Here is a 25833-nt window from a genome sequence, read left to right on the forward strand (position 1 = left end):
TGTTAGACATCTTTCTCTTGATGAACCGATATGACACGGAAGAGCTTCAGAATATTGCTAGTGCTCAGTTGGCTACTTGTAATTGCCGGGGTTGTAACCTCTTTCGCAACCGAGAACTCCCTCCCCCCCGAGTTGCAAAGTTACCTTGCAAGAATAGAAAACGCTCCGCTTGCGAACGGCGAAATTGTTCTAGTCGTCGTGGATATGACATTTATTGTTTTTGCTGCCGTGCTTACCGTCGGGCTTTTCCGTTTCAGGCGATGGGCATTGACCCTCCTGCCAGTGAGCTACGTCCTCGGATTTGTTCTCATACCCGTTAATGGGCCTTATGTTGAATCAGGGTGGGTGAGCATCCTGTTCTATTTGGGTAGCTTGGTGGACGGCATCATTTTGGCTCTCGTTTACTTCACTCCCTTGAGAGAATCCTTCGAGACAAACGGTGCTGTCTAACCAACGGCAGGCGGCGGACGTGCAAATTAGCGGTCACCTCAAGATGAAATTGAATGCGCGTCGTTGATGACGGGCGTTAAGTGTTCATTCACTCTAAATGCCGCTTCAGGCGAATAATGAATAGATTTGCATTCACAAGGGATAGATCATTGGCAGCTTACGCTATAAACTTTAAATGGAAAGCGATAGGTATTGTTGCTCACTCTTTTCTGATCATTTCTTTCTACCTTATCTAGTAGAGTAAGTTGAAGGTTTTGCAACGCCCTTACACCGTCTTCGCCACCCTTCTCCTAAGGAGAGGGAGCCATATTGTAGAATTAACCATTTGAACTACGCGCTGCTTCATTGCATCACTGAACCCGATCGCTTGCCCCTGTCCGCCTGCCCACACCCACGCCGTTATTAAACTAAGAGAAGTCATGGCTGTCGCAACCACCCAAACCCTCGAACAACTTTGTATTAATTCCATTCGCTTTCTCGCGGTCGATGCCGTTGAAAAAGCCAAATCTGGTCATCCCGGCTTACCGATGGGTGCTGCGCCGATGGCATTCGTCCTTTGGGATCAGTTTCTGCGGTTTAATCCCAAGAATCCCAAATGGTTTAACCGCGATCGCTTTGTGCTGTCTGCGGGGCACGGCTGTATGTTGCAGTATGCTCTGCTGCATCTGACAGGCTACGACAGTGTGACGATCGACGACATTAAACAGTTCCGTCAGTGGGAGTCGAGAACACCCGGACACCCCGAAAACTTTGAGACGGCTGGCGTAGAAGTGACAACGGGTCCGCTAGGCCAGGGGATTGCAAACGCTGTTGGGTTAGCGATCGCCGAGGCTCATCTAGCAGCTAAGTTCAACCAGCCTGACCTGACTCTAGTTGATCACTACACCTACGTCATTTTGGGCGATGGCTGCAACATGGAAGGCGTATCGGGTGAAGCCTGCTCTCTTGCAGGGCACTTAGGGCTAGGCAAGCTGATCGCGCTCTATGACGACAACCACATTTCGATCGACGGCTCCACCGACATTGCCTTTACCGAAGATGTCTCCAAGCGCTTTGAGGCATATGGTTGGCACGTCCTGCATGTTGAAGATGGCAACACGGATTTGGAAGGATTAGCAAAGGCGATCGCGGAAGCAAAAGCCGTGACCGACAAGCCCACCATGATCAAGGTGACAACCACGATCGGCTACGGTTCTCCCAACAAGCAAGGCACCGCAGATGCGCACGGCTCGGTGCTTGGTCCCGATGAAATCCAACTCACTCGCGATAACCTGGGCTGGGAGTACGAACCCTTTGTTGTGCCCGATGATGCACTGGCACATCTTCGCAAAGCGATCGATCGTGGGGCTAGCCTCGAAGCCGAGTGGAATGAAACCTGGGCGCAGTACAAGACGAAATATGCCGAAAAAGCAGCGGCGTTCGATCGCCTTCTCAGCGGCAAGCTTCCCGACGGTTGGGAGAGCGTTTTGCCCACCTACAAGCCCGAAGACAAACAGCTTGCCACTCGCAAACACTCCGAAATCACCCTGAATGCGCTGGCGAAAGTGCTGCCGGAACTTATTGGCGGTTCCGCTGACCTCACCCACTCCAACCTCACCGAACTGAAAGGAACTGGCAACTTCCAGAAAGGGCAGTACGAAAACCGTAACGTTCACTTTGGCGTGCGCGAACACGGTATGGGAGCCATCTGTAACGGCATGGCGCTGCATGGGTCTGGGTTGATTCCCTATGGTGCGACCTTCCTTATCTTCACGGACTACATGCGGGGCGCGATTCGCCTGTCTGCACTGTCCCAAGCGGGCGTAATCTGGGTGATGACCCATGACTCGATTGCGCTGGGTGAAGATGGTCCTACCCACCAACCCGTAGAAACGATCGCCTCGCTGCGAGCCATTCCCGAACTCACGGTGCTACGTCCCGCTGATGGTACGGAAACTTCAGGAGCTTACAAAGTAGCGGTGCTAAATGCTAACCAGAACCGATCGACGTTGATTGCGTTCTCACGTCAGGCAGTGCCGAATCTAGCCGGTTCCTCGATCGATGGTGTGGCAAAAGGAGCCTACGCAGTCATCGACTCTGATGGTACACCTGATGTCATTTTGATTGGTACAGGCGCTGAAGTCGGTCTGTGCGTCAAAGCGGCTGAACAACTCACCAGCGAAGGCAAAAAGGTTCGCGTCATTTCCATGCCATCCTGGGAACTCTTTGAAGCGCAAGATGCCGCCTACAAAGAATCCGTGTTACCTAAAGCCGTAACCAAGCGCCTGGTTGTAGAAGCAGGCATCAGCATGGGCTGGCAGAAGTATGCTGGGGCTGAGGGCGATATTCTTGCAGTCGATCGCTTCGGTGTTTCGGCTCCTGGCGGCACGATTATGGAGAAGTTCGGCTTTACCGTTGAGAATGTGGTTGCGAAAGCAAAAGCATTGCTTGCGTAAGTTGTTGGTTGTCAGTAGTTGGTGAGCCAACGCTTTCGCCATGAACGATCGCCCAGAACCGCTCTAATGCCATGCCGAAGGCTCTCTGAAATTTCAGGGAGCCTTTTCGGCTTGTGCAACTAGGCGATCGATAATTGGCAAAAAGCGCTGAGTTTGAGCCGCATAAGACCAGCCCACACCGTCTGGATCGCGAGTTTGAGTCCAGTCGCTTAAGAGCGGCAAGTGCTTTTTGCGACTGATAGTTTTTGCTGCCACGCCCAGCCGTTTGGCGAGTTCAGTTTGCGTTAGAGAGTTGGGCAGCGCTGCTACCCCGGTGTGGTCACCAGCGACAGTGTCAACTACTGGTATAGAGGCAGATGGCGATCGAGACAATTGCAGTGATGAGAAGACGTACACTACATCACCGTGCTCTGTCACTTCAAAGCGGGCTGCAAACTCTTTGGCACGGCTATCCAGATAATGACGAGCCGCGATCGCGGTTATCTCTGCTGTCATCGCAAAATCAAGGAGTGTAATCTGTCCGTGATGCTCTTGCAGCAATTGGTAAAACGTTGTGTGTAAGTGCTTTTGTCGTCGTCTCTCCACTTTGGAATGGCGCTGCCAAAGCCACCAACCAACCACCCCCGGCACCAGCACTCGCAGTACTGGCAGTAGTTTATGCAGAGCAATCGAAGCCAGTCCAACTAGACACAAGGCACCCACAAAAAAGGCGACATAGCGCACCAGACCACTTCTACTCATATCGTCTGGTTTAGCCAAACGTGCCATCTTTCTCCTCCAGTAATGAGGTTCTCTAATATACGAGTTGACCCCAACCTTAAAGCGCTTGGTAAGACAGCAAAATTGGGATCAACCGCATACGTGATCGGTACTTAGCTACGGGCAAAAAGCAAATTAGTTTGACTCGCGAAAACAACCCCATTTTAGTACAAACGCACTGGAATGCAATCACTTTTGCGATCGCCAGCAGGTGCGGTTCTCCCCAAGCAACGATGCTGTTCCAAGCCTAAGTAAGAGGGCAACTGTCATCCGTCCCTATCCCGCTAAGACTGCTGTAGCGCTGAAATGAAGCAGTGTCCGACTCATCATCCGTGCCTTTTTGCTCTTTTTGCTCTGTGCCTCTGGTCGGCTGACAGTTCTCTGGCAGCATTGCTTACACAGATCTCAAACTTTGCCCGATCAATGCCGTCCGTTCGCTGTAGTGTATGCATCCCTTAGCAAGCAATTGCAACACACAAAAAAGCCGTGGTGAGACGCTTCTGGGCTTTAAGCCGCATAATCCATAGTTTATTTGCTTAAGGTAAGCCACAATCGATAAGCAAAACTTTACCTTTCGCATAGCAACTCTGTATAGCGGCTCTAATTGATCTTTCAAGCCTATACAGCTAAAGTATTTTCAAGATAGATTTTTAGCTATTAGCTTCTTACTACGAATAGATTCTTATCTATGGTAAAGGCTAATAGTTTGATGCCTCTTGCCAGGTAGAAATTCATCTTTTGTTATTAACCAAGCACTGGTAGCAGGTTCACGTGAAGGACTGATGGGTTCATTCAGCATGAACCTGAAAATTTTGTAAACGATATAACCCTGTTTGGACAGTGTGCCTTTTTGATTGCAGCCCCATCTTGGACTGTTAGGAGATTCTATGTCTGATTTTTCAAATGTTTCTCGTCGTCGGTTCATGACGATCGCCACGGCATCGGCTAGCGCAGTGTTTTTAAAAGGTTGTTTAGGTAATCCACCAGAAACGACCCAATTTACTCCAATTGCCACTCCAGTTGCCGATTTAAAGCCGGAAATGATGCCGGAAGTCAAGACAATCAAACTAGGCTATATGCCTATTGTTGAAGCCGCGCCCTTAATTGTTGCAAAAGTGAAAGGGCTATTTGCCAAGTATGGGATGCCCGATGTTTCAATTGATAAGCAAGCAAACTGGGGTTCTGCACGCGATAACGTGAAGATCGGTTCTGCTGGTGGCGGTATCGACGGTGGGCAATGGCAGATGCCGATGCCGTATCTGATTTCAGAAGGCATCATTACCGACAATACAAAAGTGCCCATGTATGTGTTGGCGCAGTTGAATACCCAAGGCAATGGGATTGCGATCGGCAACAAACACTTGGGTAAGGGCTTATCCATTAAAATCACGGAACAAGTCGCCTTCTTCAACAAACTGAAGTCAGAAGGCTCAAAATTCAAAGCGGCGTATACCTTTCCTAAATCTAACCAGGAATTTTGGCTGCGCTATTGGCTGGCTGGAAATGGCATTGACCCCGATCAAGAGGTTGAGCTGTTGACAGTGCCCACCGCTCAAACCGTTGCTGATATGAAGCGGGGTGCAATGGATGCCTTTAGTACAGGCGATCCTTGGCCACATCGGATTGTGGCAGATAAAATCGGTTTCATTCCAGTCCTCACCGCAGAACTTTGGAAGAATCATCCCGAAGAATACCTTGCCATTCGCAAAGACTGGGTAGACAAACATCCTAAGGCGACTAAAGCCATTCTCAAAGCGGTGATGGAAGCGCAGCAGTGGTGCGATAACTTCGACAACCGCAAGGAGCTAGCGAGCATTCTGGCTCAGCGCGAATACTTTGGTATGCCAGAGTCTGTGTTGCTAGAACCGCTGATGGGTAAATACAACCTGGGTGAGCGATCGATTGATGATAAATCGATGGCGGTACTGTACTGGAAGGACGAGAAAGGCAGTGTTTCTTACCCCTACCAGAGTCATGATTTGTGGTTCCTGACTGAAAGCGTGCGTTGGGGCTTTTTACCGAAGGATACGTTGGCTAAGGCAAACGATTTGATTAAACAGGTGAACCGTGAAGATCTTTGGCGGGAAGCTGCGAAGGAACTAGGAGTCGCTACGGCTGATATTCCCAAAAGTACCTCTCGTGGAGTTGAGACCTTCTTTGATGGCACTAAGTTTGACCCTGAGAACCCACAAGCGTATTTGGATAGTTTGAAAATTAAGCGAGTTTAGAAGCTGACTTGTCGCTCCATCAGCCTTAGCAATCTTCTTAAGCCCGTCCTCTTTTCTGCCTCTACAACGCTTGGCTGCACTGCAAAGTTGTTGTGACTTCTTTGTAGGTTTCTGAGAACAGTTGCACCAGTTTTTCAAAGGTTGTTAGGTGGAAATTTGATCCACCAACAGGACGTTAATTATTCACCATTGCACTTAAAGGATAGACCCATGACGCTCGCTCGTAAGCAACCGACCCCAACCGTGTTTGACCTGCCCTTATTGGCTCGCTTTAAGGTGAAAGAACGACTAGGTGACTTAATACCACCGATCATCGCGATCGCCATTTTTCTTGCGCTTTGGCAGCTTTTCTCATGGCTTCCAGGAGCCACACTCCCAGGTCCCATTCGGGTTGTCCAAGAAACGTGGACTTTGATCCTCTATCCCTTCTACGACAAAGGTGGTACTGATAAGGGCTTATTCTGGCAGATTTGGGCTAGTTTACAACGGGTTGCGATCGGCTATACCTTTGCTGCCCTGGTCGGCATCAGCGTAGGCATCTGGGTTGGATTGAACAAGACATTATCCAAAGCTCTCGACCCCCTCTTTCAACTGCTGCGAACTGTGCCGCCACTAGCCTGGGTGCCGATCGCACTTGCCGCATTACAACAAAACCAACCTGCCGCGTTGTTCGTCATCTTTATTACTGCTGTATGGCCCATTTTGATTAATACAGCCGTTGGTGTTAGACAAATTCCTCAGGATTACAACAACGTTGCTCGTGTATTGCGGCTATCGCGCAAAAAGTATTTCTTCAAAGTGCTTTTTCCGGCTGCCTTGCCCTATATCTTCACAGGCTTACGCATCTCGATCGGTCTAGCTTGGTTGGCTATTATTGCTGCTGAAATTGTCATGTCCGGCATCGTGGGCATTGGTTTCTTCATCTGGAATGCCTACCAAAATAGCCAAGTGAGCGAAATCATTTTGGCACTGGTGTACATCGGTTTTGTAGGACTGTTGCTGGATAAGTTCATGGCATGGTTGCAAACAAAAATTCTGCCAGAAGAACAACGGTGATATGAAAGTTTTGAGTTTTGAGTCGATTGCACGTTCAGCGGTCAGCAATCAGCAGTCAGGGGCCAGAAAAAGTTTTGAGTTTTAGTCTGGGCAACGTTTATAAGACATACCCTAGACCGCTTCTCTCGCCCCTCTCTTTACAAATTAAAGCTTTCCCTCTGCCTCCTCTGCCCCTTGCTTCCTATTCCTTACTCCCCACTCCCCACTCCCTACTCCCATGACAACCTTTGTTGCTGTTGAAAAACTTGAGAAAACCTTTTCCCTAGCGAATGGCAATAGCTATGTAGCACTAAAAGGCATTGATTTAGAAATCCGTAAGGGTGAGTTTGTCTCACTCATTGGGCATTCGGGTTGTGGCAAATCAACCCTGCTGAATATGATTGCAGGGTTGGATTTACCGACCGACGGTATTGTTCTGCTCGATGGCGAAACCATCCAACGACCAGGACCTGACAAGATGGTGGTGTTTCAAAACTACTCACTGTTGCCCTGGCTCACCGTGCGTGAAAATATTGCACTGGCAGTAGATGAGGTTCTAGCGTATCTCTCTTCAAAAGAACGTTATGAGATTATTGAGCACCACATTGATTTAGTTGGCTTGCGTCATGCTGCTGATAAGCCTCCGGGTCAACTGTCGGGTGGTATGAAACAGCGAGTGGCGATCGCCCGTGCTCTCGCGATTCGTCCTAAACTGCTACTCCTAGATGAACCGTTTGGCGCGTTGGACGCACTCACACGGGGCAATTTGCAGGAACGCTTAATGCAAATTTGTGAAGAGAGCCAGGTGACAGCGGTAATGGTCACTCATGACGTAGATGAGGCACTGCTGTTGAGCGATCGCATTGTCATGCTGACCAATGGACCGGAATCCAAAATTGGGCAATTGATGACGGTGGATATACCTCGACCCCGCAAACGACTAGAAGTGGTGAATCACCCCAGCTATTACTCAATGCGGAGTGAAATCATCTATTTTCTAAATCAGCAGAAGCGGATTAAACAATTGCGAGCGCGCAAAAAAGGAGCGGTTGCCCGTCATGGTTTAGAAAAAGTCAACCTGGAAATTGGCTTTGTTCCACTTACTGCTTGCGCTCCGCTTGCCATTGCCAAAGAGAAAGGTTTCTTCGCTCATCATGGTCTGGATGAGGTCAACCTGGTGCGTGAATCCAGTTGGCGTGGCATTCAGGATGGCATTGCGGGTAATTATCTCGATGCTGCCCAAATGCCTTCAGGGATGCCAATCTGGCTCACGCTGGGGGGTCTAGAGGGGCGCTCTTTGCCAACCGTCAGTGCCCTAACACTCACCCGTAATGGCAATGCCGTTACTCTCGACAAGCGCTTTTATGACCAGGGTGTTCATACCCTACAAGACCTGAAGCAGATGCTACTGGCTACTCAAGACAAACAGCATGTCTTTGGTGTGGTGCATCCAGCCTCTATGCATAATTTACTACTCCGCTATTGGTTAGCAGCCGTTGGCATCCATCCCGATCGCGATGTCCAACTCAACACCATCCCTCCAGCACAGATGATTGCCAACTTACAGGCTGGTAACATTGATGGCTTTTGCGTTGGTGAACCCTGGAATGTGCGGGCAGCGGTAGAAGGCATTGGTTACACGATCGCCACTGATCTAGAAGTGTGGGATGGGCATCCCGGTAAAGTTCTGGGTGTTCGAGAGGACTGGGCATTGGCCTACCCTAATACTCACATTGCTCTTGTGAAGGCTCTTTTAGAAGCGTGTCACTACTGTATGGACGAGGCAAACAGTGAAGAAATTCGTGAAATTCTGTCTCGTCATGAATACCTTGGCACTGACCTGCAATACATCTATTTGGGTGATCCCAATCCTCACGTGTGCAGTATTCACCCTTCGCCCAAGGAATACGCACATCATCAGTTCTATGGTCAGGGTGTATCGCGCCCCAGCCGGACAGAGCATCTGTGGATGATGACGCAAATGGCACGTTGGGGCGACGTTCCCTTTCCCCGCAATTGGGTAGAAATTTTAGAGCGAGTCTGCCGTGTCAGTGTGTTCAGTACAGCAGCACGGGAACTGGGGTTATCTGATATCACCTACAGTCGAGGGTCGATTCAACTGTTTGATGGCACAACCTTTAATGCCGACGACCCGATCGCCTATCTCAACAACTTAGAGGTCAAACATGACATTTACATGGCAGACGTACCACTGAATAATGCACTCGCAATATCCTAAGCGACTAAGAAGCGCGAGCAGCCGTCAGCGATCAGCTTTTTCTGGCTGCTGATCGCTGATAACCAATCCCAAACAGGTCTTAAAGAGCACATTTACCCGTTCTAACAATGCAAACTCTAACCACTCAAACTACCAGACAGGCTCATTCCAAACAGGAACCGTTTCTCGTCATTGACAATGTTTCTAAGGTCTATCCCACGCCGAAGGGCAACTATGTTGTACTTGACCAGGTCGATCTACAGGTTCAAGAAGGTGAATTTGTCTGTGTGATTGGTCATTCAGGCTGTGGCAAATCAACTTTATTGAATATGGTGTCAGGGTTCGCCACTCCAACGCATGGCTCGGTCACACTACACGGTAAACGCATTACGGAACCAGGACCCGATCGCATGGTCGTTTTTCAGGGCTATGCTCTGTTGCCCTGGCTCACTGCCTACGAAAATATTTATCTGGCAGTGGACTCTGTACATCCCAACAAATCTGAAGCCGAAAAGAAACAGATTGTACGAGAACACCTGGCGATGGTGGGGCTGTCAGAAGCTGCTCACAAGCAACCAGGGCAACTTTCGGGTGGGATGCGTCAACGAGTATCGATCGCCCGCGCCTTAGCCATTCGTCCAGAAGTCCTGATTCTTGATGAACCGTTTGGTGCACTCGATGCCATTACCAAAGAGGAACTACAGGTTGAATTGCTCAAGATTTGGAATGATCATCGCTGCACGGTGTTGATGATTACTCACGACATTGATGAGGCGTTGTTTTTAGCTGATCGCCTGGTCATGATGACCAATGGGCCCGCTGCCAAGATCGGCGAAATCTTAGAAATTCCCTTTCCAAGACCCCGCGATCGCGATCGCATCATGGAAGACCCTGAATTCTACAAAATGCGGAACTATATTCTTGACTATCTTTACAACCGTTTTGCTCACGATGATGAGTAGCGCGATCGCTTTTCGCTACCAAGCTCTTTTCGCGACCAAACGGAGGGGTGGCTTGGTTGCCATAAACGAAAGCGATCAGAAGCAAAAGAGAGGCATTACGCCACCACTGAACTGTCTGCTTGGGGTACAGATCCGTGCCCCAGGCACTTTATTTCGATCGGGTGAGCATCTTTACCGACAAAGCAAGCATCTCAGAGGGCTAATTAACATAACCAGGTAACGCCTCGGCTTTAGCCAAGTTAGCTTCCAGTTACCACTAAGTTTGAGCACGATCGCGCTGTTTAAGAAACGCGGTGCAACTTTTAGACAGAGTTGTTGAACCAGGGCGATCGCTCACGCAAGCGATCAGTAAGCTAACCTAGACCATGTAACGGGTCATTGCATCGTGATATCGCATCTCAACGTGAGAGGACGATGCTGTTTGTCGTCATCATTCTTGTACTTGCTCTAAGAATGATCCTGAGGTCATCAGAGGGTCATTGAAAAGGTGATTGATTGCTGCTAGCAATCAATCACCTGGTACTGCTATAAACGCAAAGCTACGCTTAGAATCAGTTATAAACTTAGGGAGCATCAGATCGCTCAGAAAGTTGGATTAACAACTTTGCTAACTATTATCTGAAGTGTAGTACACTCTGCCTGTCGCCTATCCTCGACCTACTCTTCCAGATGCCTGATCCTCTTTATAACCTTGTTGCTTTTCTGGCGTCCTCTTTAGTAGTTATCCTGACGACCCCGATCGTTAAGAAAATTGCCCTGAAGAGCGGACACTTTGACAAACCGGGCGGTAGAAAAATTCACAAACGTCCGATGGTTCGTCTTGGTGGCGTTTCCATTTTTCTTGGCACCCTTGCAGGACTACTGCTTGTCTGGTGGACGGGTGGCTTTGGCGTTTTATCACCGGAGAAAGAGTACGAGGTCTGGGGTGTCACGATCGGCGGTTTAGCCTTCTTTTTGATTGGGCTGGCGGATGATCTGTTTAACTTGTCTCCCGTTACCCGGTTGATTTTACAAGCGATCGTGGCAGGGCTTGCCTGGAAAGTTGGTGTTCAGATTGACTTTCTCACCATCCCAGCGATCGGTCTGGTTTCTTTGCCCGATTGGGTGAGCCTGCCGATTACGATCGTCTGGCTGGTGGGCATGGCAAACGCCATCAATTGGATTGATGGACTTGATGGTCTGGCTGCGGGTGTAAGCGGTATTGCTGCGGTCGTGATGTTCATCGTATGCGTCTTTATGAAACAACCTGCCGCTGCGTTGATTGCTGCTGCATTGGCGGGTGGTGCCCTAGGGTTTCTCCGCTACAATTTCAACCCTGCCCAAATTTTTATGGGTGATGGTGGCGCTTACTTCATGGGCTTCTCACTGGCAGGCATTGGGATCATCGGTCTGGTTAAAGGTGTTACGACTGTAGCGTTGACGGTCGCCGTTGTTCTGCCTTATTTAATTCTGGCAGTCCCCATTCTCGATATGTCAGCCGTCATTTTCGATCGACTTAGGCGGGGTAAGTCGCCTTTTGTGGCAGATAAGCGTCATTTGCACCATCGCTTGCTTCAGGCCGGTTTGTCTCAGCGGCTTACGGTGCTCTTTATTTACTCACTTACGCTTTGGGTGGGCACGCTAGCATTGGCGATATCTGGGATGCCGAGTGGTCTGGGTTATGCGATCGGGGCAACCGTGCTCTTAAGTTTCATTGGCTGGCAGGTGTGGAAAACAGCTCGTCAGTCGCAGGCTTAAGGAGCGGAGCATCGAAACTGGCATTAAATTTAGGCTTGGCTTGAGGGTCAACCTTTTTACTCCAAAGCTTAAAACTCCCCTTGGTTCGACAATAGGGAGACCAAACCGCAAATCGTCCCCTATGCTTTAACGTGATGTCTGAGAGTGTGGAAAGCAAGAGCACGGACAAGAGTGCGGAGATTATCTGTGTTGGCACAGAACTGCTGCTGGGTGATATTCTCAACAGCAATGCCCAGTTCTTGGCACAGGCTCTGGCGCAGTTAGGGATTGCTCACTACTACCAGACTGTGGTGGGAGACAATCCGGCACGTATTAAAAGTGTGGTTAACCAGGCGGGCGATCGCTCCCAGCTTCTCATTTTTACAGGCGGTTTGGGCCCAACGCCTGATGACTTGACTCATGAGACACTGGCAGCCTGTTTCAACGTGCCCCTGATTGAGCATCCTGAAATTCTCGCAGACATTACTCATAAATTTGCTCAACGAGGGCGCGTCTTTACTGAAAACAACCGTAAGCAGGCGCTACTGCCCGAAGGTGCATTGGTGCTGACAAACGAATCAGGCAGTGCCCCCGGCATTATCTGGCAACCGCGACCTGGGCTGACTATTCTCACGTTTCCTGGGGTGCCAGCAGAGATGCAGCGAATGTGGCGCGATGTTGCCGTTCCCTATTTGCAAAGCCAGGGTTGGGGTCAAACGACAATCTACAGCCGGACGCTACGTTTTTGGGGTGTTTCTGAATCAGCACTGGCAGAGAAGGTGAATCCCTTCTTCGACCGCCAAAATCCGACTGTTGCTCCCTATGCCAATCATGGTGAGGTGAAACTGCGAATTTCTGCACGTGCTAGTTCAGAGGCAGAGGCGCAACAGTTAATTGCACCTGTAGAGCAGCAGTTGCGCGAACTTGGTGGCTTGGATTGCTATGGTGCAGACAACGATTCGCTTGCGTCAGTTGTGGGTGCACTGCTGAAGACAACCCAAACGACTCTTGCCGTTGCCGAATCCTGCACAGGTGGCGGTTTGGGTGCGATCATTACGTCAGTTCCGGGTAGCTCTAGCTATTTCTTGGGCGGTGTCATTTCCTACGACAACGCTATCAAAGTGCAGTTGCTGGATGTGAGTGAACACGACCTAAACGAGCATGGTGCCGTTAGCCATGCGGTGGCAAAACAAATGGCGGCTGGTGTGCGATCGCGCCTTGGCACTACCTGGGGGCTTAGCATCACGGGTGTTGCTGGACCTGATGGCGGTACTGATAGCAAACCGGTTGGCTTAGTTTACATTGGTCTCGCTGGACCGACTGCGGTGCAAAGCTTTGAGTATCGGTTTGGGGCGTCGCGTGGGCGAGACTGGATTCGTCTACTGAGCACTGCTACTGCACTTGATTGTTTGCGACGGAAATTATTAATAAAACTGGATCAATAGCGCGATCGACTTGCTTATTTACAACGTTTGATTAAGACTTAAAAGATGCACTCATAATTTACAGGCTCTACACAGTTTCTTTCCGGACTGTTAACTAACCGATAAATTGGGTACAATTTGAAATAAGTGACCAGGCTACAGCCGTACTGCGCTCATGTAACTGCAAGGCGTGAATGACGGCGAAGCTATAGAAAAGGAGCGATCTGTTCGATGGATTACCTTGATAAGGTGCTTGAGAAGGTGAAGGAATGGGCACGTAGGCTCGTAGAGGCGATCTTGGGTCCCGAAGGGCAGCCAGAAGGCGAGCTGATTCCGATTCCCGTAAAAGATTCCCCACGTCGCTAATTATCAGCGCTGTCACTACTGCGTGGTAGGGTCTTTCATGTCTAGGCTAGCTGCGATGCCTGCTTGGAAACGTATGACCTGAGATAACCGCGCAAATGTATTTTTAAGAAACAATCAGCTTTGTGAGGAAAGAGGCTTCGATTGTTTAGTATTTTGGTGCTTCATGGACCAAACTTAAATTTATTGGGTCAACGAGAGCCAGGTATTTACGGTTCGTTGACGTTGGAAGCGATTGATCGACAGCTCGAAGAAGCTGCGGCAGTGCTTCAAGTAACGGTTTCATCGCTTCAGTCTAATCATGAGGGTTTTTTGGTTGATGCCATTCATGATGCGCTTGAGCAATACCACGGTATTTTAATCAACGCGGGCGCGTACACGCATACCAGCATCGCTCTGCGAGACGCGATCGCAGCAGTGGCACTCCCTACAGTTGAAGTGCATCTTAGCAACATCTATCGTCGCGAACCATTCCGTCATCACTCATATATTGCCCCTGTAGCGATCGGTCAGATTAGTGGCTTTGGTGCTGACAGTTATCGCTTGGGTTTGCACGCATTAGTGCATCATCTGAAACAGCTTGAGCTGTCAACCGGCTGAATTTAGTTCACGTATCACGGACGAAGAAGTCTTAGGTGGAGTATTAGAGTTGCATCGACCCTACGCGATGTGCAGCTAATTTACCCTCATCGCTAGACCCATCCCCTACATAGCTTAAAAAGCAGCATAGGGAGAACCAGGAACTTAGGAGCTTGCCAAAATTCTACGTGCTGGTGTTATTGATACAGCAAATATGGTTCAATCGGGGGACATTAGTTACGGCGGCTGATGCACGTATGAACCCGACTCGAATGAAAACAACAGTTGATCTTGCCGTAAACGGTACGCTCATGCGAGGGCTTGAACTAAGCGCCAATATGGCTCTTGTAGAAGCTGAGTTTGTGCGAGAAGCGTTTACAGAGTCCTCCTACCGTTTATGGTCAATTGACGATCGCCATCCTGCCATGCTGCGAGTTAGCACCGGTGGCGTAGCGATCGCGGTCGAAGTTTGGGCTGTGCCTGCCAGCAAGGTCGCCGTTTTGTTGCTGTTAGAGCCGCCCGGACTCTGCATCGGTAAAGTGCGACTGGCAGACGGCGAAGAAGTATTGGGCGTTATTGGTGAGCCAATTCTCTGTGAAGGTAAGCGGGAAATCACTGCATGGGGCGGCTGGCGTGCTTATATTGCTGATCTAGCTGGTCAAAAACAGGCGATCGCTGCGGAGGCAGTATGACTGAGCCATCACCTGACCCAGCCATGCTCGTCGACCAAATGGCAGCGTTGGTAGGATTATCGCTCCAGCCAGACCATCAACCTGGCGTGATCGAAAATTTTGTTCGCATCACGGCGATCGCGCAGCTCATTACTGAGTTTCCCTTGCCAGAGGAGATTGAAATTGCTCCCATTTTTGAACCATGAGCCAAGACTATCCAGATGCTACCAGCATTGCCGCCAGCGTGCGGAGCCAGGAAGTTTCGGCAAGGTCAGTTGTAACAGCAGCCCTAGCACGCATTGTTAACCAGAACCCTAGCCTCAATTGTTTTACCAGCATCCTTGCGGAGCAGGCATTGGCGGATGCGGAGGTGGTGGATCAGGCGATCACTCAGGGCAAAGACCCCGGACCATTGGCAGGTGTGCCCTTTGGGGTCAAAGATTTATTTGATATTGCAGGGTTAACGACTCTGGCTGGCTCCAAGATCAACGCTGAACGCCCGCCTGCAACACGGGATGCCACCCTGGTGACACGTTTGAAGCAAGCAGGCGCAATTTTGGTTGGCGCACAGAACATGGACGAGTATGCGTATGGCTTTGTCACCGAAAACAGCCACTATGGTGCTAGCCGCAATCCCCACGACTTGCAGCGTATGACGGGCGGCTCCTCTGGTGGCTCAGTGGCTTCCGTTGCAGCCGGATTGGTGCCCCTTAGCCTTGGGTCGGATACAAATGGTTCGATTCGCGTACCTGCCTCGCTATGTGGCATTTTTGGGCTAAAGCCAACTTATGGGCGGCTCTCTCGTGCAGGGACGTATCCGTTTGTCCACAGTCTGGATCATTTGGGTCCCTTCGCTCGATCGACCCGCGATCTAGCCCTTACGTTCGACCTGCTTCAGGGCACGGATGCGGATGACCCAGCCTGCACCAATCGCCCTCCCGTTGCAACATTACCTGAACTCACTAAAGGTATTGATGGACTGAGGATTGCAATTGCGGATGGCTACTTCACTAAAGGGGCAGAACCTCATGTGCTGGCTGCCGTGGAAGCCATCGCTACTGTGCTTGGTGCAACACGACAGATCACAATCCCCGAAGCCCATCGCGCCCGTGCCGCTGCCTTCATCATCACTGGTTCTGAGGGCAGCAACTTACATCTAAACGACTTGCGCCAGCGTCCCCAGGATTTTGATCCTGCTACCCGCGATCGCTTTCTTGCTGGTGCGCTCATTCCAGCAAGCTGGTATTTGCAAGCACAGCGGTTTCGCAGTTGGTATCGTGATCAAGTCCGTGCGCTCTTCAACACGGTCGACATCATTCTTGCGCCAGCCACTCCATGCTCTGCACCATTAATTGGTCAAGCAACACTGGTGCTCGATGGAGAAGAAATGCCTCTACGACCGAATATAGGGCTTTATGCCCAACCTCTCTCCTTCATTGGCGTGCCGATCGTTGCTGTACCAGTTCAGTGTCCAGGCGGTTTGCCGATCGGCGTTCAAATTATTGCTGCTCCTTACAACGAAGGACTGGCGTTACGGGTTGCCGCATTCCTAGAGTCAAAAGGCGCTGTTGCAGCTCTTGTACCAACATGGAAGCCTCTTAAATAAGGTAAGCGCTCTTACCCCTGAACATTAGAGGGGCTATTCCAAGCAGACGCCTTTTGACCCTCCGCAGCAAAGTTGTTCAACTTGCTAGCTTTAAGGCATCAACCTGTGTTGCTTCAATTTCGACTTTAGGCTGCCTGGGCACTTCAACAGTAGCTCTTTGCATCTGAACGTAGGCAGCAAATTCGTCAGCATCAGAAAGTATTGTAACGACCTGGTCTAAGCCAGTTAGCTCAAACAACATTCTGATTTGCTGACTCAGCGAGCAAAGAAATAACTTGCAACCCGATGATCGCACTAACTTCAGCGCCTTTACAACTGTAAGAAAATTAGCGCTGCTCATTGATGGAATGCGTTCAAAATCGACTAAAACAATCGCTGCATTTGATGCAATAGCTTTTTTGATTTCTGTAAGAAACAGATTGGTTGCAGCAACGCTCAAAAAGCTTGATGGTTTGATCACTCGAATTGCAAAGCTCATAAACACCAGTCCACTATAGGTAGTAAAAGTTGTAACTCAAATTCACTCTAGGAAGGCATTAGCAAAGTTTTCAAATGAGTTTACCTTTGCCAAATTGAGTGAACTAACTATCATTAACTCCAAGCGCTAGTAGTGCCCTAAAGCGGTGCCATTAGTTGGTTAATTCTAATGAAATTCTATGCTGCTTTCGTTTTGTAAATATCCATCTGAAGAAAGAACCTAGACTCTTTGATACTATGTAATCTTGTAGCGGAGCGTACCAGTCGTTGCCTTCATAACAACTTCACAATGTTAGGAAGCTCCTTAGTTGGAAGCCACTTTAGCGCTGACTTAAACAGCAGTAATTGGAACGATAGACTTTTAGTTATGCTTTGTATCTAGAAGCTAATGTAAGGCTACTTCAAGTCTGATGTTGGAATTGTATTGAAAGTAGCAGTGCGATCGCGTGTGGTTTTGAACAGGTGATAAACAGTCAAAGAAACCGTTTTTGAGCAAGAAGATTCTAAGCAAAAAGGTTGCTTTGGTTTCAAGACAAGCCGATTGGCGTACCTCTATACTGCTCTTCTGTACTGCTCTTTAGAGATCAGGAGAAATTAGACAGCGCTTTAAGATTTAGCTGGGAAGATCGCCGGTTTAAGTTGAAGCGTGCGGGTTTGCCCATCGCGGCTAATTTCAACTGGCAAAGCCTTGCCGATCGCGCTGGACTCGACTTGTTCCTGAACAGCTGCGGCTGTTTTGACCGGCTTTCCATTCACCTTCTGGATAATGTCGCCCTGGCGTATGCCTGCTTGTGCGGCTGGAGAATTGTCAAAAACACGCACAATGAGGACACCTTGATCCTGTTTAACCTTCAGTTTTGTCTCACCATCCTGGTTGATTTCTTTGCGTAAAGCAGGCGTGAGATCCACCATTTGAATCCCCAGGTACGGATGCTCCACTTTACCTTTGGCAAACAGCTGGTCAGCCACTCGTTGTGCTGTTTCGATCGGAATGGCAAAACCCAGCCCCTGAGCATCGGCACGAATCGCTGTGTTGACACCGATCACTTCGCCCCGATCATTCAGCAGTGGTCCACCGGAATTACCAGGATTGATGGCAGCATCGGTTTGAATGAAGCTAACACGCTTATCTGGCACCCCTACTTGAGAACTGGAACGCCCTGTTGCACTGATAATGCCTGCGGTGACAGTATTATCCAGCCCTAGCGGATTGCCAATTGCGATCGCCCACTCGCCAGGAGTCAAGTTGTCAGAGCGTCCAATCCTCACGGTTGGCAGCCCAGTTGTATTGATCTTGACTACTGCCACATCCGTCACGGCATCTGAGCCAATAACACGACCCTCAAAGGTGCGACCGTCTTTCAACGTCACCTCAACGGTGTCTGCCCCAGCTACCACATGGGCATTTGTCAGTAGGCGACCATCGCCACTCAGAATGAAGCCGGAACCAGTGCCACGCTCAACGCGCTCTCTAGGCACTGGCACATCATCGCCAAAGAAGCGCTTGAAGAAGGGGTTTTGAAGCGCTTCAGGAAGATTGTTGACCACTTTACGAGACGCATCAATACGGACGACAGCTGGACCCACTCGTTCCACTGCTGTGGCAATGAAATTAGCGCTGCTTGACTTGTTGTTCGGTTCATACGGGGCTAAAGCGGCTGTTTGACTAGCTTGCTTGGGGCTTGGCTGCAACACGGCTGGTACATCCGCCGGATTAAGTTCAACTTGCTTATGAGGCAAGAAATATTGGCTCCCTAAGACCCCTACACCGCTTCCGATCGCCAAGAGCGAAACGTAGGTTGCTAACTGCTTCAGCGAGAGATTCATAGTTTTATCAGCTAACAACGGCAGTACTTAGCGCGAATGCTCAAAGCATGAGCAATCAGCGCAGGCAATTAATATGGGCTTATTGTAACCATGTTCTCTCTTCAAGCCTCTTGTCGTCCCCGCCCTTCTCCTTCTGGTACCGCCATCCGGATTGCGATCGCGCTACCAGAAAAGCCACAAAAGGTGACGCGATACAGTAGAAGAGCCGCAGGCACTTTTGCACGTCCTTTTGCACGTAAACGTTGGGAACCTGGCAGTATGAAATGCTCTCGCTGGTTAGCAATATTTTTTGTCTGTAGTGGCATTACATTGGCAGGGACAGCAGATGCACGACTGCGCCTTCTTGCACAAACTGCGTCACCAGAGGTATCTTCGCCTACTTGTGCGCCGCCTGTCCTCTCACGGCTGGTGCGTCACAAAGTTGCTGCGGGTGAAACATTAGACAGTATTGCACAGCAATATAATCTGATTCCATCAACACTGATGGGGTTTAACCCCGCGCTTCGTAGTGGCAAGGCTCCGCTTGGTGCTCAAATTTTGGTACCACCCTATAACGGCATCCGTGTCGAGCTGAAGCCAAATCAGACTTGGCGCGATGTCGCAAAAACTTACAATGTACGACCGGATGTCTTATTCGAGCTTAATGGCTGTCAGTCAGCCCCACGTGCAGTCTTTGTACCAGGAGTCAACTGGTCGCCTGTGGCGACTGCCGCTGCCAAACCTACCAGCAGCCCGCCCGGAAGTATTCTGAACAATTACCCTCTGGCAACAAAACCGTCGCGATCGGCGCTCTTGCTGAACTACGGTTGGGGTATTCAGCCTCTTACTGGCAAGGTTGGCTTTCATAGCGGCATTGACCTAGCTGCTACCGTTGGCTCGCCAGTGCTGGCAGTCGCAGATGGTACGGTTGCTTTTGCGGGTAGCCAGAGTGCTTATGGCACTCTAGTTGTCATCAACCATGCAGAGGCACTGCAAACCCGCTACGCCCAACTCGCTACCCTCAAGGTCAAAGTAGGGCAGGTTGTGAAGCGGGGGCAAACGATCGCCACTGTCGGTAGAACCGGCACCCCCAGCACAACAGAACCACACTTGCATTTTGAAGTCCGATCGCGCTCCGCATTAGGTTGGGTTGCCGAAAACCCTGAGCCATATGTTTTAAGGGCAGTGTCGCGATTAAATCACGCACAAAAGTGAGCTGATCAACATGAAAAAGAGTTGTTGAAAAATGAAGAGTTGAAAAAGCGGCATTAAGCGGCTTGTGGAGTGCGTTTTCGGCTAACGATTGGGTCGCTTGCAGGCTGTATGATTTCTACAAAGCTTGGCAAACGCCTCGCCAAGCGCGAGAATAGAAATAGTTCTGCTCTATTTCAACTTGCTGTGAATAACGTCCGCACCGTCTCAGACACTAAGAGAGCCTTCTACAACACTCATACTCGTCCGATTAATTCAATCTACCGTCGTGTGGTAGAAGAACTAATGGTCGAGATGCATTTGCTGACGGTCAACGTAGACTTCCACTACGATCCATTCTATGCACTGGGCATTTTTACCGCGTTTCATCGGTTTATGCAGGCATATCGTCCTGAACAGGATGTAGCCTCTATTTTTGATGGTCTTTGTAAAGCGTTAGAAGACGACCCTCAACGCTATAGGCATGACGCAGCGCGGTTAGAAGCACTGGCAAGTCGATCGCCCGCCGAAGAAATCTTGGCATGGCTAGAGCAAAAACACCAAATTGCAGAGTTTGATGATTTGCAGGAGCAGGTACGTGCGATCGCTCATAACCCATCCTTCAAGTACAGCCGGCTCTTTGCGATCGGGCTGTTTACCCTGTTGGAAATTGCCGATGCCGCTTTAGTCAAAGATGAGACTCAACGGGTTGCAGCGCTTAAGCGTGTGTGTGCTGCCTTAAACGTTTCGGAAGATAAGCTGCAAAAAGATCTGGAACTGTATCGCAGCAATCTCGAGAAAATGGCACAGGCGCAGATTGTGTTGGAAGATGTGCTGAAAGCAGACCGTAAAAAGCGAGAAGAGCGTGAGCAAGCGAAACTTGCTGCCAAGACTGCCAGCCCTGCCGATTCAACTGAGGCCAAAGGCGAAGCAACTCCAGGCTCTTAGGCTGAACTATTGCCCACTGAATCCTCTAGCTTGCTGCAAGTGCTTCAAATTTAGGAGACAGAGCTAGAGGATGAGGGTTAACCATTTAGTATTTCAAATACGTAGCCTTTAAGCCTGCCTGTAATCATCGCTAAAGTGATGTGCCAATCTGGTTTAGAATGCCCTTATGAGCAATGTAACGACGATCCCTAGGGATTAACCATTATTTCTTGTGTTACTTGCGATCGTTGCCTAGAAAATGTCATTACAAAGGAAGAGCGAGACTAATGAGTGAGATCTTAAGTACTACTTTACTGCTCCCTGTCTTAGTGCTGGTCGGTCTTAGCGCTGGCTTTTTACTGCTGAAGCTTCAGGGTGGCGAAGAATAGTAATAATGGGCAAATAGCTAAAATTCTGCGTTTGCCTACGGTTGATTGATGGTTTGATGGGTCTCTGGCAAAGTACCAAAAACCTGTTCAACAATTTGTTGGGTTTTGCGATCGAGGCGGTTCCAATCTACCGCCCCCGTCTCCTCAAAGAGGTCAGTATCAATGCTGACTGTTTGACTGCTGCTAGTTTCCCCCAGAGCGTGAGTCATTCCGCTTGCAGCATCGTAGTCTTTAAAGCAGATTTGGTAGCAAAGATTCCAGAGGTCAACAGTGACCCGTTGATCGGCTTGTTCAAGGTGTAGATGATAACCCGTATGAGCTGAAGGCAGTTGTGCTAAAGCGGCTTCGATTGCAATTACATCCTCGGCTGAGGCGCTCTGAAGCTTTTCCTGAAGCTGCGTGACTTGAAGCTTTACGTCATCACTTACATCTTCAGCCCAAAGCGGCACATCTTCATACGTCCCTTTCCATGAAGACTGTTCAAGTTGCTTGCGAAGATTATCAATCAGCCGGATAAACGCAGGCTGCATCAGTTGCTCTGCTTGCTGCCAGGTTTCTACATCTGGGAACTTTGGCATGGCCAAATCGCTCAAGCGTCAGTTCGCTAAATTGTATCTTCCGTAACGACACAAGACACCTGGAATAGAGAGACTGCTCAAAGTTTTGTAACGAAATCGCAACAATTGGCACAATCAAAAACGATCGCCCAACAAAGAGCTGTAGTGCTACAACGTCCTAGCTAAGAGCGTCGTGTCGCTTTTGTAGAAGGCAGGCGTACTATGGGGCAGAAAGATTTCTCCAAAAAGCGTCACATAACAGCTGACAAAGTTTAATTAACTTAATAAAGTGGGGTAACATAACCCATAGGTACAAATTCTTATCAATTGTCTGTTTAACACGTCTGCTTAGTCTGTCACGGAGACATCCGGTGAGCGCTATCGAAGGTTCCAGCTTCATGACCTTAAGCGAATTGCTTCGCATCTGGCGTTCACTGCTCAATTATCAACTGCAAGCGCGTCTGGTACTATCCAGTCCTCCACTTGGATAAGTGGGCTTCTCTGCGGATTAAGTTTGGGTCGCTGCCGTTATTCAGCAACTCTAAGGCTCTTTAATTCCCGCAACATCGAGTAAGTTCTCAAGATGGATACTCAATTCCCTTGGCTCACGATCGCTACCCTGCTGCCTCTTGCTGCCTCTCTCTTTATCCCAGTGCTGCCAGACAAGTACGGTAAGACAATCCGATGGTATGCCCTTTCCGTTGCTTTGATTGATTTTGCACTGATTGTCTACGCATTCTGGCAAAACTACGATTTTCAGAACCCTGATTTTCAACTGGTTGAAACGATCAACTGGATTCCGCAGATTGGCTTGCATTGGTCTTTAGCCGTTGATGGCATCTCAATGCCGCTGGTGTTGCTATCCGCTCTCGTAACAACGCTGGCAATCCTTGCCTCCTGGAAAGTAACAGAAAAGCCACGCTTGTTTTACTTTCTGATGTTGGCAATGTTTAGCGCTCAGATTGGGGTGTTTTGCGCTCAAGATATTCTGCTCTTCTTCCTGATGTGGGAGCTAGAGCTAGTGCCTGTCTATATTTTGATTTCGATTTGGGGTGGTCCAAAGCGCCTCTATGCAGCGACCAAGTTCATTATTTATACGGCAGTCGGCTCTATCTTTATTCTGGTGGCTGCTCTGGCAATGGCGTTTTACGGTGGTAATGTCACCTTTGATATGCGCGAGTTGGGTCTAAAAGACTATTCGCTCACCTTTGAACTGTGTGTTTACGCCGCTTTACTCATTGCTTACGGGGTGAAGCTGCCTATCTTCCCGCTTCATACGTGGTTGCCCGATGCTCATGGCGAAGCTTCAGCGCCTGTTTCAATGATTCTGGCTGGCGTACTCTTAAAAATGGGTGGCTATGCGCTGATTCGCATGAATATGGAAATGCTGCCGAATGCTCACCTTTACTTTGCTCCGTTGCTAGCGGTTCTGGGTGTTGTCAATATCGTTTATGGCGCGATCATCTCATTCGCACAGCAAAACTTGAAGCGTCGGATGGCGTATTCCTCGATATCTCACATGGGCTTTGTACTGTTGGGCATCGCCTCCTACACAGAGATTGGTCTTAGTGGTGCAGTGTTGCAAATGGTGTCACATGGGTTGATTGCCGCTGCACTGTTTTATCTCTCTGGTGTTACCTACGATCGCACCCATACACTAGCTTTGGACAAGATGGGTGGCTTGGCAAAATCAATGCCAACTGTCTTTGCTCTCTTTACAATTGGCTCAATGGCATCGTTGGCGCTCCCTGGCATGAGTGGGTTTGTCGGCGAACTCGGTGTCTTCCTGGGCTTTGCTACTAGCGATTCTTACACTGATACATTCAAGACAGTTGTTGTATTGCTCTCGGCAGTCGGGCTGATTATTACGCCTATTTACCTGCTCTCAATGCTACGGGAGATGTTCTACGGCACAGAAAGCGAAGACTATAAGGGTGAAGCGTTGCGGGATGCCAAGCCCCGTGAAGTCTTTATTACAGTCTGCTTGCTGTTGCCTGTGATTGGGATTGGGCTTTACCCCAAGGTACTTACTCAGATGTATGACGTGAAGACGGTTGAGATTGCCAGCCATGTGCGATCGGCAGTATCGACAGTAGCGCATCAGCCGCTAGAGATTTTGACACAGGTGTCTGCAACGCCACAGTTCAAGCCGTCGGCAACATCTGAATTGCTTGGCATCGTGAAGTAACAACCCATCGAAATCTCTTCTTCTGGTACGTTACAGCATCGTTTAACGTACCCTACAACTGAAATTTTGCAGCCCGGGCGATTGAAGGCAATTGTCCGGGTTTTTACGAGCAATGTTAGAGTCGTAGTGGTAAGCGTAAGGCGCAGAGTGTCAAATATTCCCACGCCAGAGCAGAAAACGCAGTGTTTCAATCTCTGCGTTTGGTTCAGTAAGCTGTATTTACCTGTCAATGTCGTTCGTATTGATGAACGAACCGGTAATATCTTTTTTCTTGCGGGCGAAGAGAATATTCTTGAGATCTATCCTAACGGCAAGTGGAGGTACGTAGGATGAGTGAACCTAATTTCCAGGCAATGAGCTGCAAAGAACTTCATGCTTATGTGCTGGCTCACCGAGATGATCAAAAAGCATTCTATGCTTATGTCGATAAGCTATACGCGGAGGCTACCTGGGTAGAAATGCCACCGTTGCAATCGGTAGAAGAGTTAGAGCACTACCCCGAATTTCTTGAGCATCTTCGCAAAAGTGCCTAACTACATAATCAAGCTGTGTAGCACCGCCTTGCAGTATTGGCATAAGTATGGCTGGCAGTGAGCGAAGAGTACCTGTTGCTGCTAAACACGAACGTTATTGAGTTGGCTTATGACTGAGATGCGGGCAATTCAGATACAGCAGGGTGCTGTTTTTGAAGATGGCAGTACGAAGGAAAGTACGGTGCCGTTGAGTTTTGGTAACGATGCAGCAGCCGTACAAGCAGCTCGATCGGGTGTAGCAGTGTGCGATCGCTCCCATTGGGGACGCATTCAGCTTGGGGGTAGCGATCGCCTCAGCTTTTTGCACAACCAGAGTACAAACGACTTTAAACGTCTAAAACCAGGAGAGGGCTGCGACACCGTTTTTGTGACGTCTACCGCTCGCACGATTGATTTGGCAACTGTCTACATTCTGGACGAAACAGTTTTGGTGCTGCTTTCTCCCAATCGCCGCGAAGCGTTGCTCAAATGGTTAGATCGCTACATTTTCTTTGGAGATAAGGTCACGCTGACCGATCTGACAGAACAAACGGTTACGTTTAGCCTGATTGGTCCAGAAAGCACCGCCCTTTTACAACGCTTAGGGGTGGACGATCGCTCCAAGCAGCCTTACGGTAGTCACTGGCTTGCGACCTTGTCGGGACAGACTGTACGGATTGCCCTTGGCAGTGGTTTAGCGCTGGAAGGATACACTTTAACGGCTGATCGTGCGAGTGCGGCAATGGTGTGGCAGCATTTAACAGATGCCGGTGCCCTACCGCTTGGCGATCGTGCCTGGGAGCGTCTGCGTATTGAGCAGGGAAGACCTGCCCCCGACCATGAACTGACAGACGACTATAACCCTCTAGAAGCAGGGCTGTGGCAAACCATTTCTTTCAATAAGGGCTGCTACATTGGGCAAGAGACGATCGCCCGTCTGGATACCTATAAAGGCGTAAAGCAGCAGCTTTGGGGCATTCGTCTGAGCAATGCTGATGCAGGCACTATTGCAACAGGTACTATCATCACGGCTGAAGGCGAAAAAGTTGGGACACTCACCAGCCTGGCTAAAACAGAACAGGGCATCGTTGGACTTGCCTATATCCGTACAAAAGCAGGCGGCGCTGGCTTACACGTACAGGTTGGTGAGGCAGAAGGTGATCTCGTAGACGTACCGTTTGTAACGCACGCTCGGTTGGACGATCGTCCGTAGCTAACGTCAGTTCGGGTTAAGCCGGAAGGAGCAAATTGTGGTCAAGGGCAATGGATGGCTTCTTTGGCTGATGGCAATAGGCAATCAATCCGCCCAAGATATTGACAAAGCAATTGACTGGAGAACG

Annotated in this window: 23 protein-coding genes and 1 pseudogene; 19 read left to right on the forward strand and 5 right to left on the reverse strand. The window is 49.4% G+C overall.

Going from position 1 to position 25833, the window contains the following annotated elements; all coding sequences use genetic code 11:
* The first annotated feature begins 30 nt into the window (after positions 1–30).
* Positions 31–450, forward strand: coding sequence for a hypothetical protein (locus tag H6F76_RS20895; RefSeq protein ID WP_190511180.1), 420 nt, complete (start codon positions 31–33; stop codon positions 448–450).
* Between the two features lie 419 nt (positions 451–869).
* Entirely contained in the window at positions 870–2885 is a 2016-nt protein-coding gene (gene tkt / locus H6F76_RS20900) for a transketolase (RefSeq protein WP_190511182.1), read from the forward strand.
* Positions 2886–2978: 93 nt separating this feature from the next.
* Here the strand turns inward: tkt and H6F76_RS20905 are convergent, their stop codons facing one another.
* Positions 2979–3653 (reverse strand): hypothetical protein, encoded by a 675-nt coding sequence (locus H6F76_RS20905; protein WP_190511183.1) that lies wholly within the window; start codon positions 3651–3653, stop codon positions 2979–2981.
* 878 nt (positions 3654–4531) lie between these two features.
* Here H6F76_RS20905 and H6F76_RS20910 point away from each other — a divergent pair.
* The 11 genes from H6F76_RS20910 (at position 4532) to H6F76_RS20955 (ending at position 16446) form a co-directional block, all read left to right on the forward strand.
* Positions 4532–5872, forward strand: a complete 1341-nt coding sequence (locus H6F76_RS20910) for a CmpA/NrtA family ABC transporter substrate-binding protein (RefSeq protein WP_190511185.1) — start codon at positions 4532–4534, stop codon at positions 5870–5872.
* 210 nt (positions 5873–6082) lie between these two features.
* Positions 6083–6928 carry a nitrate ABC transporter permease gene (gene ntrB, locus H6F76_RS20915; RefSeq protein WP_190511186.1) on the forward strand — a complete coding sequence of 282 codons (846 nt, stop codon included), beginning with the start codon at positions 6083–6085 and terminating at the stop codon, positions 6926–6928.
* A 217-nt stretch (positions 6929–7145) separates the two neighbouring features.
* Complete coding sequence (locus tag H6F76_RS20920) at positions 7146–9146, forward strand: nitrate ABC transporter ATP-binding protein (RefSeq protein ID WP_190447648.1); 2001 nt, start codon at positions 7146–7148, stop codon at positions 9144–9146.
* Between the two features lie 107 nt (positions 9147–9253).
* Positions 9254–10087 carry a nitrate ABC transporter ATP-binding protein gene (locus H6F76_RS20925; protein WP_190447646.1) on the forward strand — a complete coding sequence of 278 codons (834 nt, stop codon included), beginning with the start codon at positions 9254–9256 and terminating at the stop codon, positions 10085–10087.
* A gap of 669 nt (positions 10088–10756) precedes the next feature.
* Positions 10757–11824: an MraY family glycosyltransferase gene (locus H6F76_RS20930; protein ID WP_190447644.1), complete on the forward strand. Its 1068-nt coding sequence runs from the start codon at positions 10757–10759 to the stop codon at positions 11822–11824.
* Between the two features lie 134 nt (positions 11825–11958).
* Positions 11959–13248, forward strand: coding sequence for a competence/damage-inducible protein A (locus H6F76_RS20935; RefSeq protein WP_190511188.1), 1290 nt, complete (start codon positions 11959–11961; stop codon positions 13246–13248).
* Between the two features lie 210 nt (positions 13249–13458).
* Entirely contained in the window at positions 13459–13593 is a 135-nt protein-coding gene (locus H6F76_RS31135) for a hypothetical protein (RefSeq protein WP_277881262.1), read from the forward strand.
* A 141-nt stretch (positions 13594–13734) separates the two neighbouring features.
* The gene (gene aroQ / locus H6F76_RS20940; protein ID WP_190511190.1) at positions 13735–14190 is read left to right on the forward strand and encodes a type II 3-dehydroquinate dehydratase; all 456 of its coding nucleotides are present in this window, start codon (positions 13735–13737) and stop codon (positions 14188–14190) included.
* Between the two features lie 251 nt (positions 14191–14441).
* Positions 14442–14861, forward strand: a complete 420-nt coding sequence (locus tag H6F76_RS20945) for a glutamyl-tRNA amidotransferase (protein WP_190447936.1) — start codon at positions 14442–14444, stop codon at positions 14859–14861.
* Positions 14858–15046 (forward strand): DUF4089 domain-containing protein, encoded by a 189-nt coding sequence (locus H6F76_RS20950; RefSeq protein WP_190447638.1) that lies wholly within the window; start codon positions 14858–14860, stop codon positions 15044–15046. The genes H6F76_RS20945 and H6F76_RS20950 overlap by 4 nt, the downstream gene beginning before the upstream one ends.
* Positions 15043–16446: an AtzE family amidohydrolase gene (locus H6F76_RS20955; protein ID WP_190511192.1), complete on the forward strand. Its 1404-nt coding sequence runs from the start codon at positions 15043–15045 to the stop codon at positions 16444–16446. The genes H6F76_RS20950 and H6F76_RS20955 overlap by 4 nt, the downstream gene beginning before the upstream one ends.
* Before the next feature lie 76 nt (positions 16447–16522).
* Here H6F76_RS20955 and H6F76_RS20960 read toward each other — a convergent pair whose 3' ends face one another.
* Positions 16523–16924 (reverse strand): STAS domain-containing protein, encoded by a 402-nt coding sequence (locus tag H6F76_RS20960; RefSeq protein WP_190511195.1) that lies wholly within the window; start codon positions 16922–16924, stop codon positions 16523–16525.
* A gap of 605 nt (positions 16925–17529) precedes the next feature.
* A complete protein-coding gene (locus H6F76_RS20965; protein WP_190511202.1) occupies positions 17530–18750 on the reverse strand; it encodes an HhoA/HhoB/HtrA family serine endopeptidase in 1221 nt (406 codons plus the stop codon).
* A gap of 258 nt (positions 18751–19008) precedes the next feature.
* On the opposite strand from H6F76_RS20965, the gene H6F76_RS20970 reads away from it, so the two are divergent.
* The 3 genes from H6F76_RS20970 (at position 19009) to H6F76_RS20980 (ending at position 21236) form a co-directional block, all read left to right on the forward strand.
* Positions 19009–19944 (forward strand): M23 family metallopeptidase, encoded by a 936-nt coding sequence (locus H6F76_RS20970; protein ID WP_190511203.1) that lies wholly within the window; start codon positions 19009–19011, stop codon positions 19942–19944.
* Positions 19945–20127: 183 nt separating this feature from the next.
* A complete protein-coding gene (gene psb29, locus H6F76_RS20975; protein WP_190511245.1) occupies positions 20128–20868 on the forward strand; it encodes a photosystem II biogenesis protein Psp29 in 741 nt (246 codons plus the stop codon).
* A 266-nt stretch (positions 20869–21134) separates the two neighbouring features.
* On the forward strand, positions 21135–21236 hold the full coding sequence (locus tag H6F76_RS20980) for a PetM family cytochrome b6-f complex subunit 7 (protein WP_190447625.1): 102 nt from the start codon (positions 21135–21137) through the stop codon (positions 21234–21236).
* Positions 21237–21271: 35 nt separating this feature from the next.
* On the opposite strand, the gene H6F76_RS20985 is transcribed toward H6F76_RS20980, so the two are convergent.
* The gene (locus tag H6F76_RS20985) at positions 21272–21814 is read right to left on the reverse strand and encodes a hypothetical protein (RefSeq protein WP_190511206.1); all 543 of its coding nucleotides are present in this window, start codon (positions 21812–21814) and stop codon (positions 21272–21274) included.
* A gap of 562 nt (positions 21815–22376) precedes the next feature.
* Between H6F76_RS20985 and H6F76_RS20990 the strand changes: the two genes are divergently transcribed.
* The 3 genes from H6F76_RS20990 (at position 22377) to H6F76_RS21000 (ending at position 25706) form a co-directional block, all read left to right on the forward strand.
* A complete protein-coding gene (locus tag H6F76_RS20990) occupies positions 22377–23981 on the forward strand; it encodes an NAD(P)H-quinone oxidoreductase subunit 4 (RefSeq protein WP_190447621.1) in 1605 nt (534 codons plus the stop codon).
* A 329-nt stretch (positions 23982–24310) separates the two neighbouring features.
* Positions 24311–24514 (forward strand): hypothetical protein, encoded by a 204-nt coding sequence (locus tag H6F76_RS20995; RefSeq protein WP_190447620.1) that lies wholly within the window; start codon positions 24311–24313, stop codon positions 24512–24514.
* A gap of 109 nt (positions 24515–24623) precedes the next feature.
* Entirely contained in the window at positions 24624–25706 is a 1083-nt protein-coding gene (locus H6F76_RS21000; protein WP_190511208.1) for a folate-binding protein YgfZ, read from the forward strand.
* Between the two features lie 16 nt (positions 25707–25722).
* Here the strand turns inward: H6F76_RS21000 and H6F76_RS30640 are convergent.
* A pseudogene (locus H6F76_RS30640) lies at positions 25723–25833 on the reverse strand (IS982 family transposase); the annotation flags it as partial.

Origin of the sequence: Leptolyngbya sp. FACHB-321 (assembly GCF_014695975.1) — a bacterium.
Classification (GTDB): domain Bacteria; phylum Cyanobacteriota; class Cyanobacteriia; order Leptolyngbyales; family Leptolyngbyaceae; genus Stenomitos.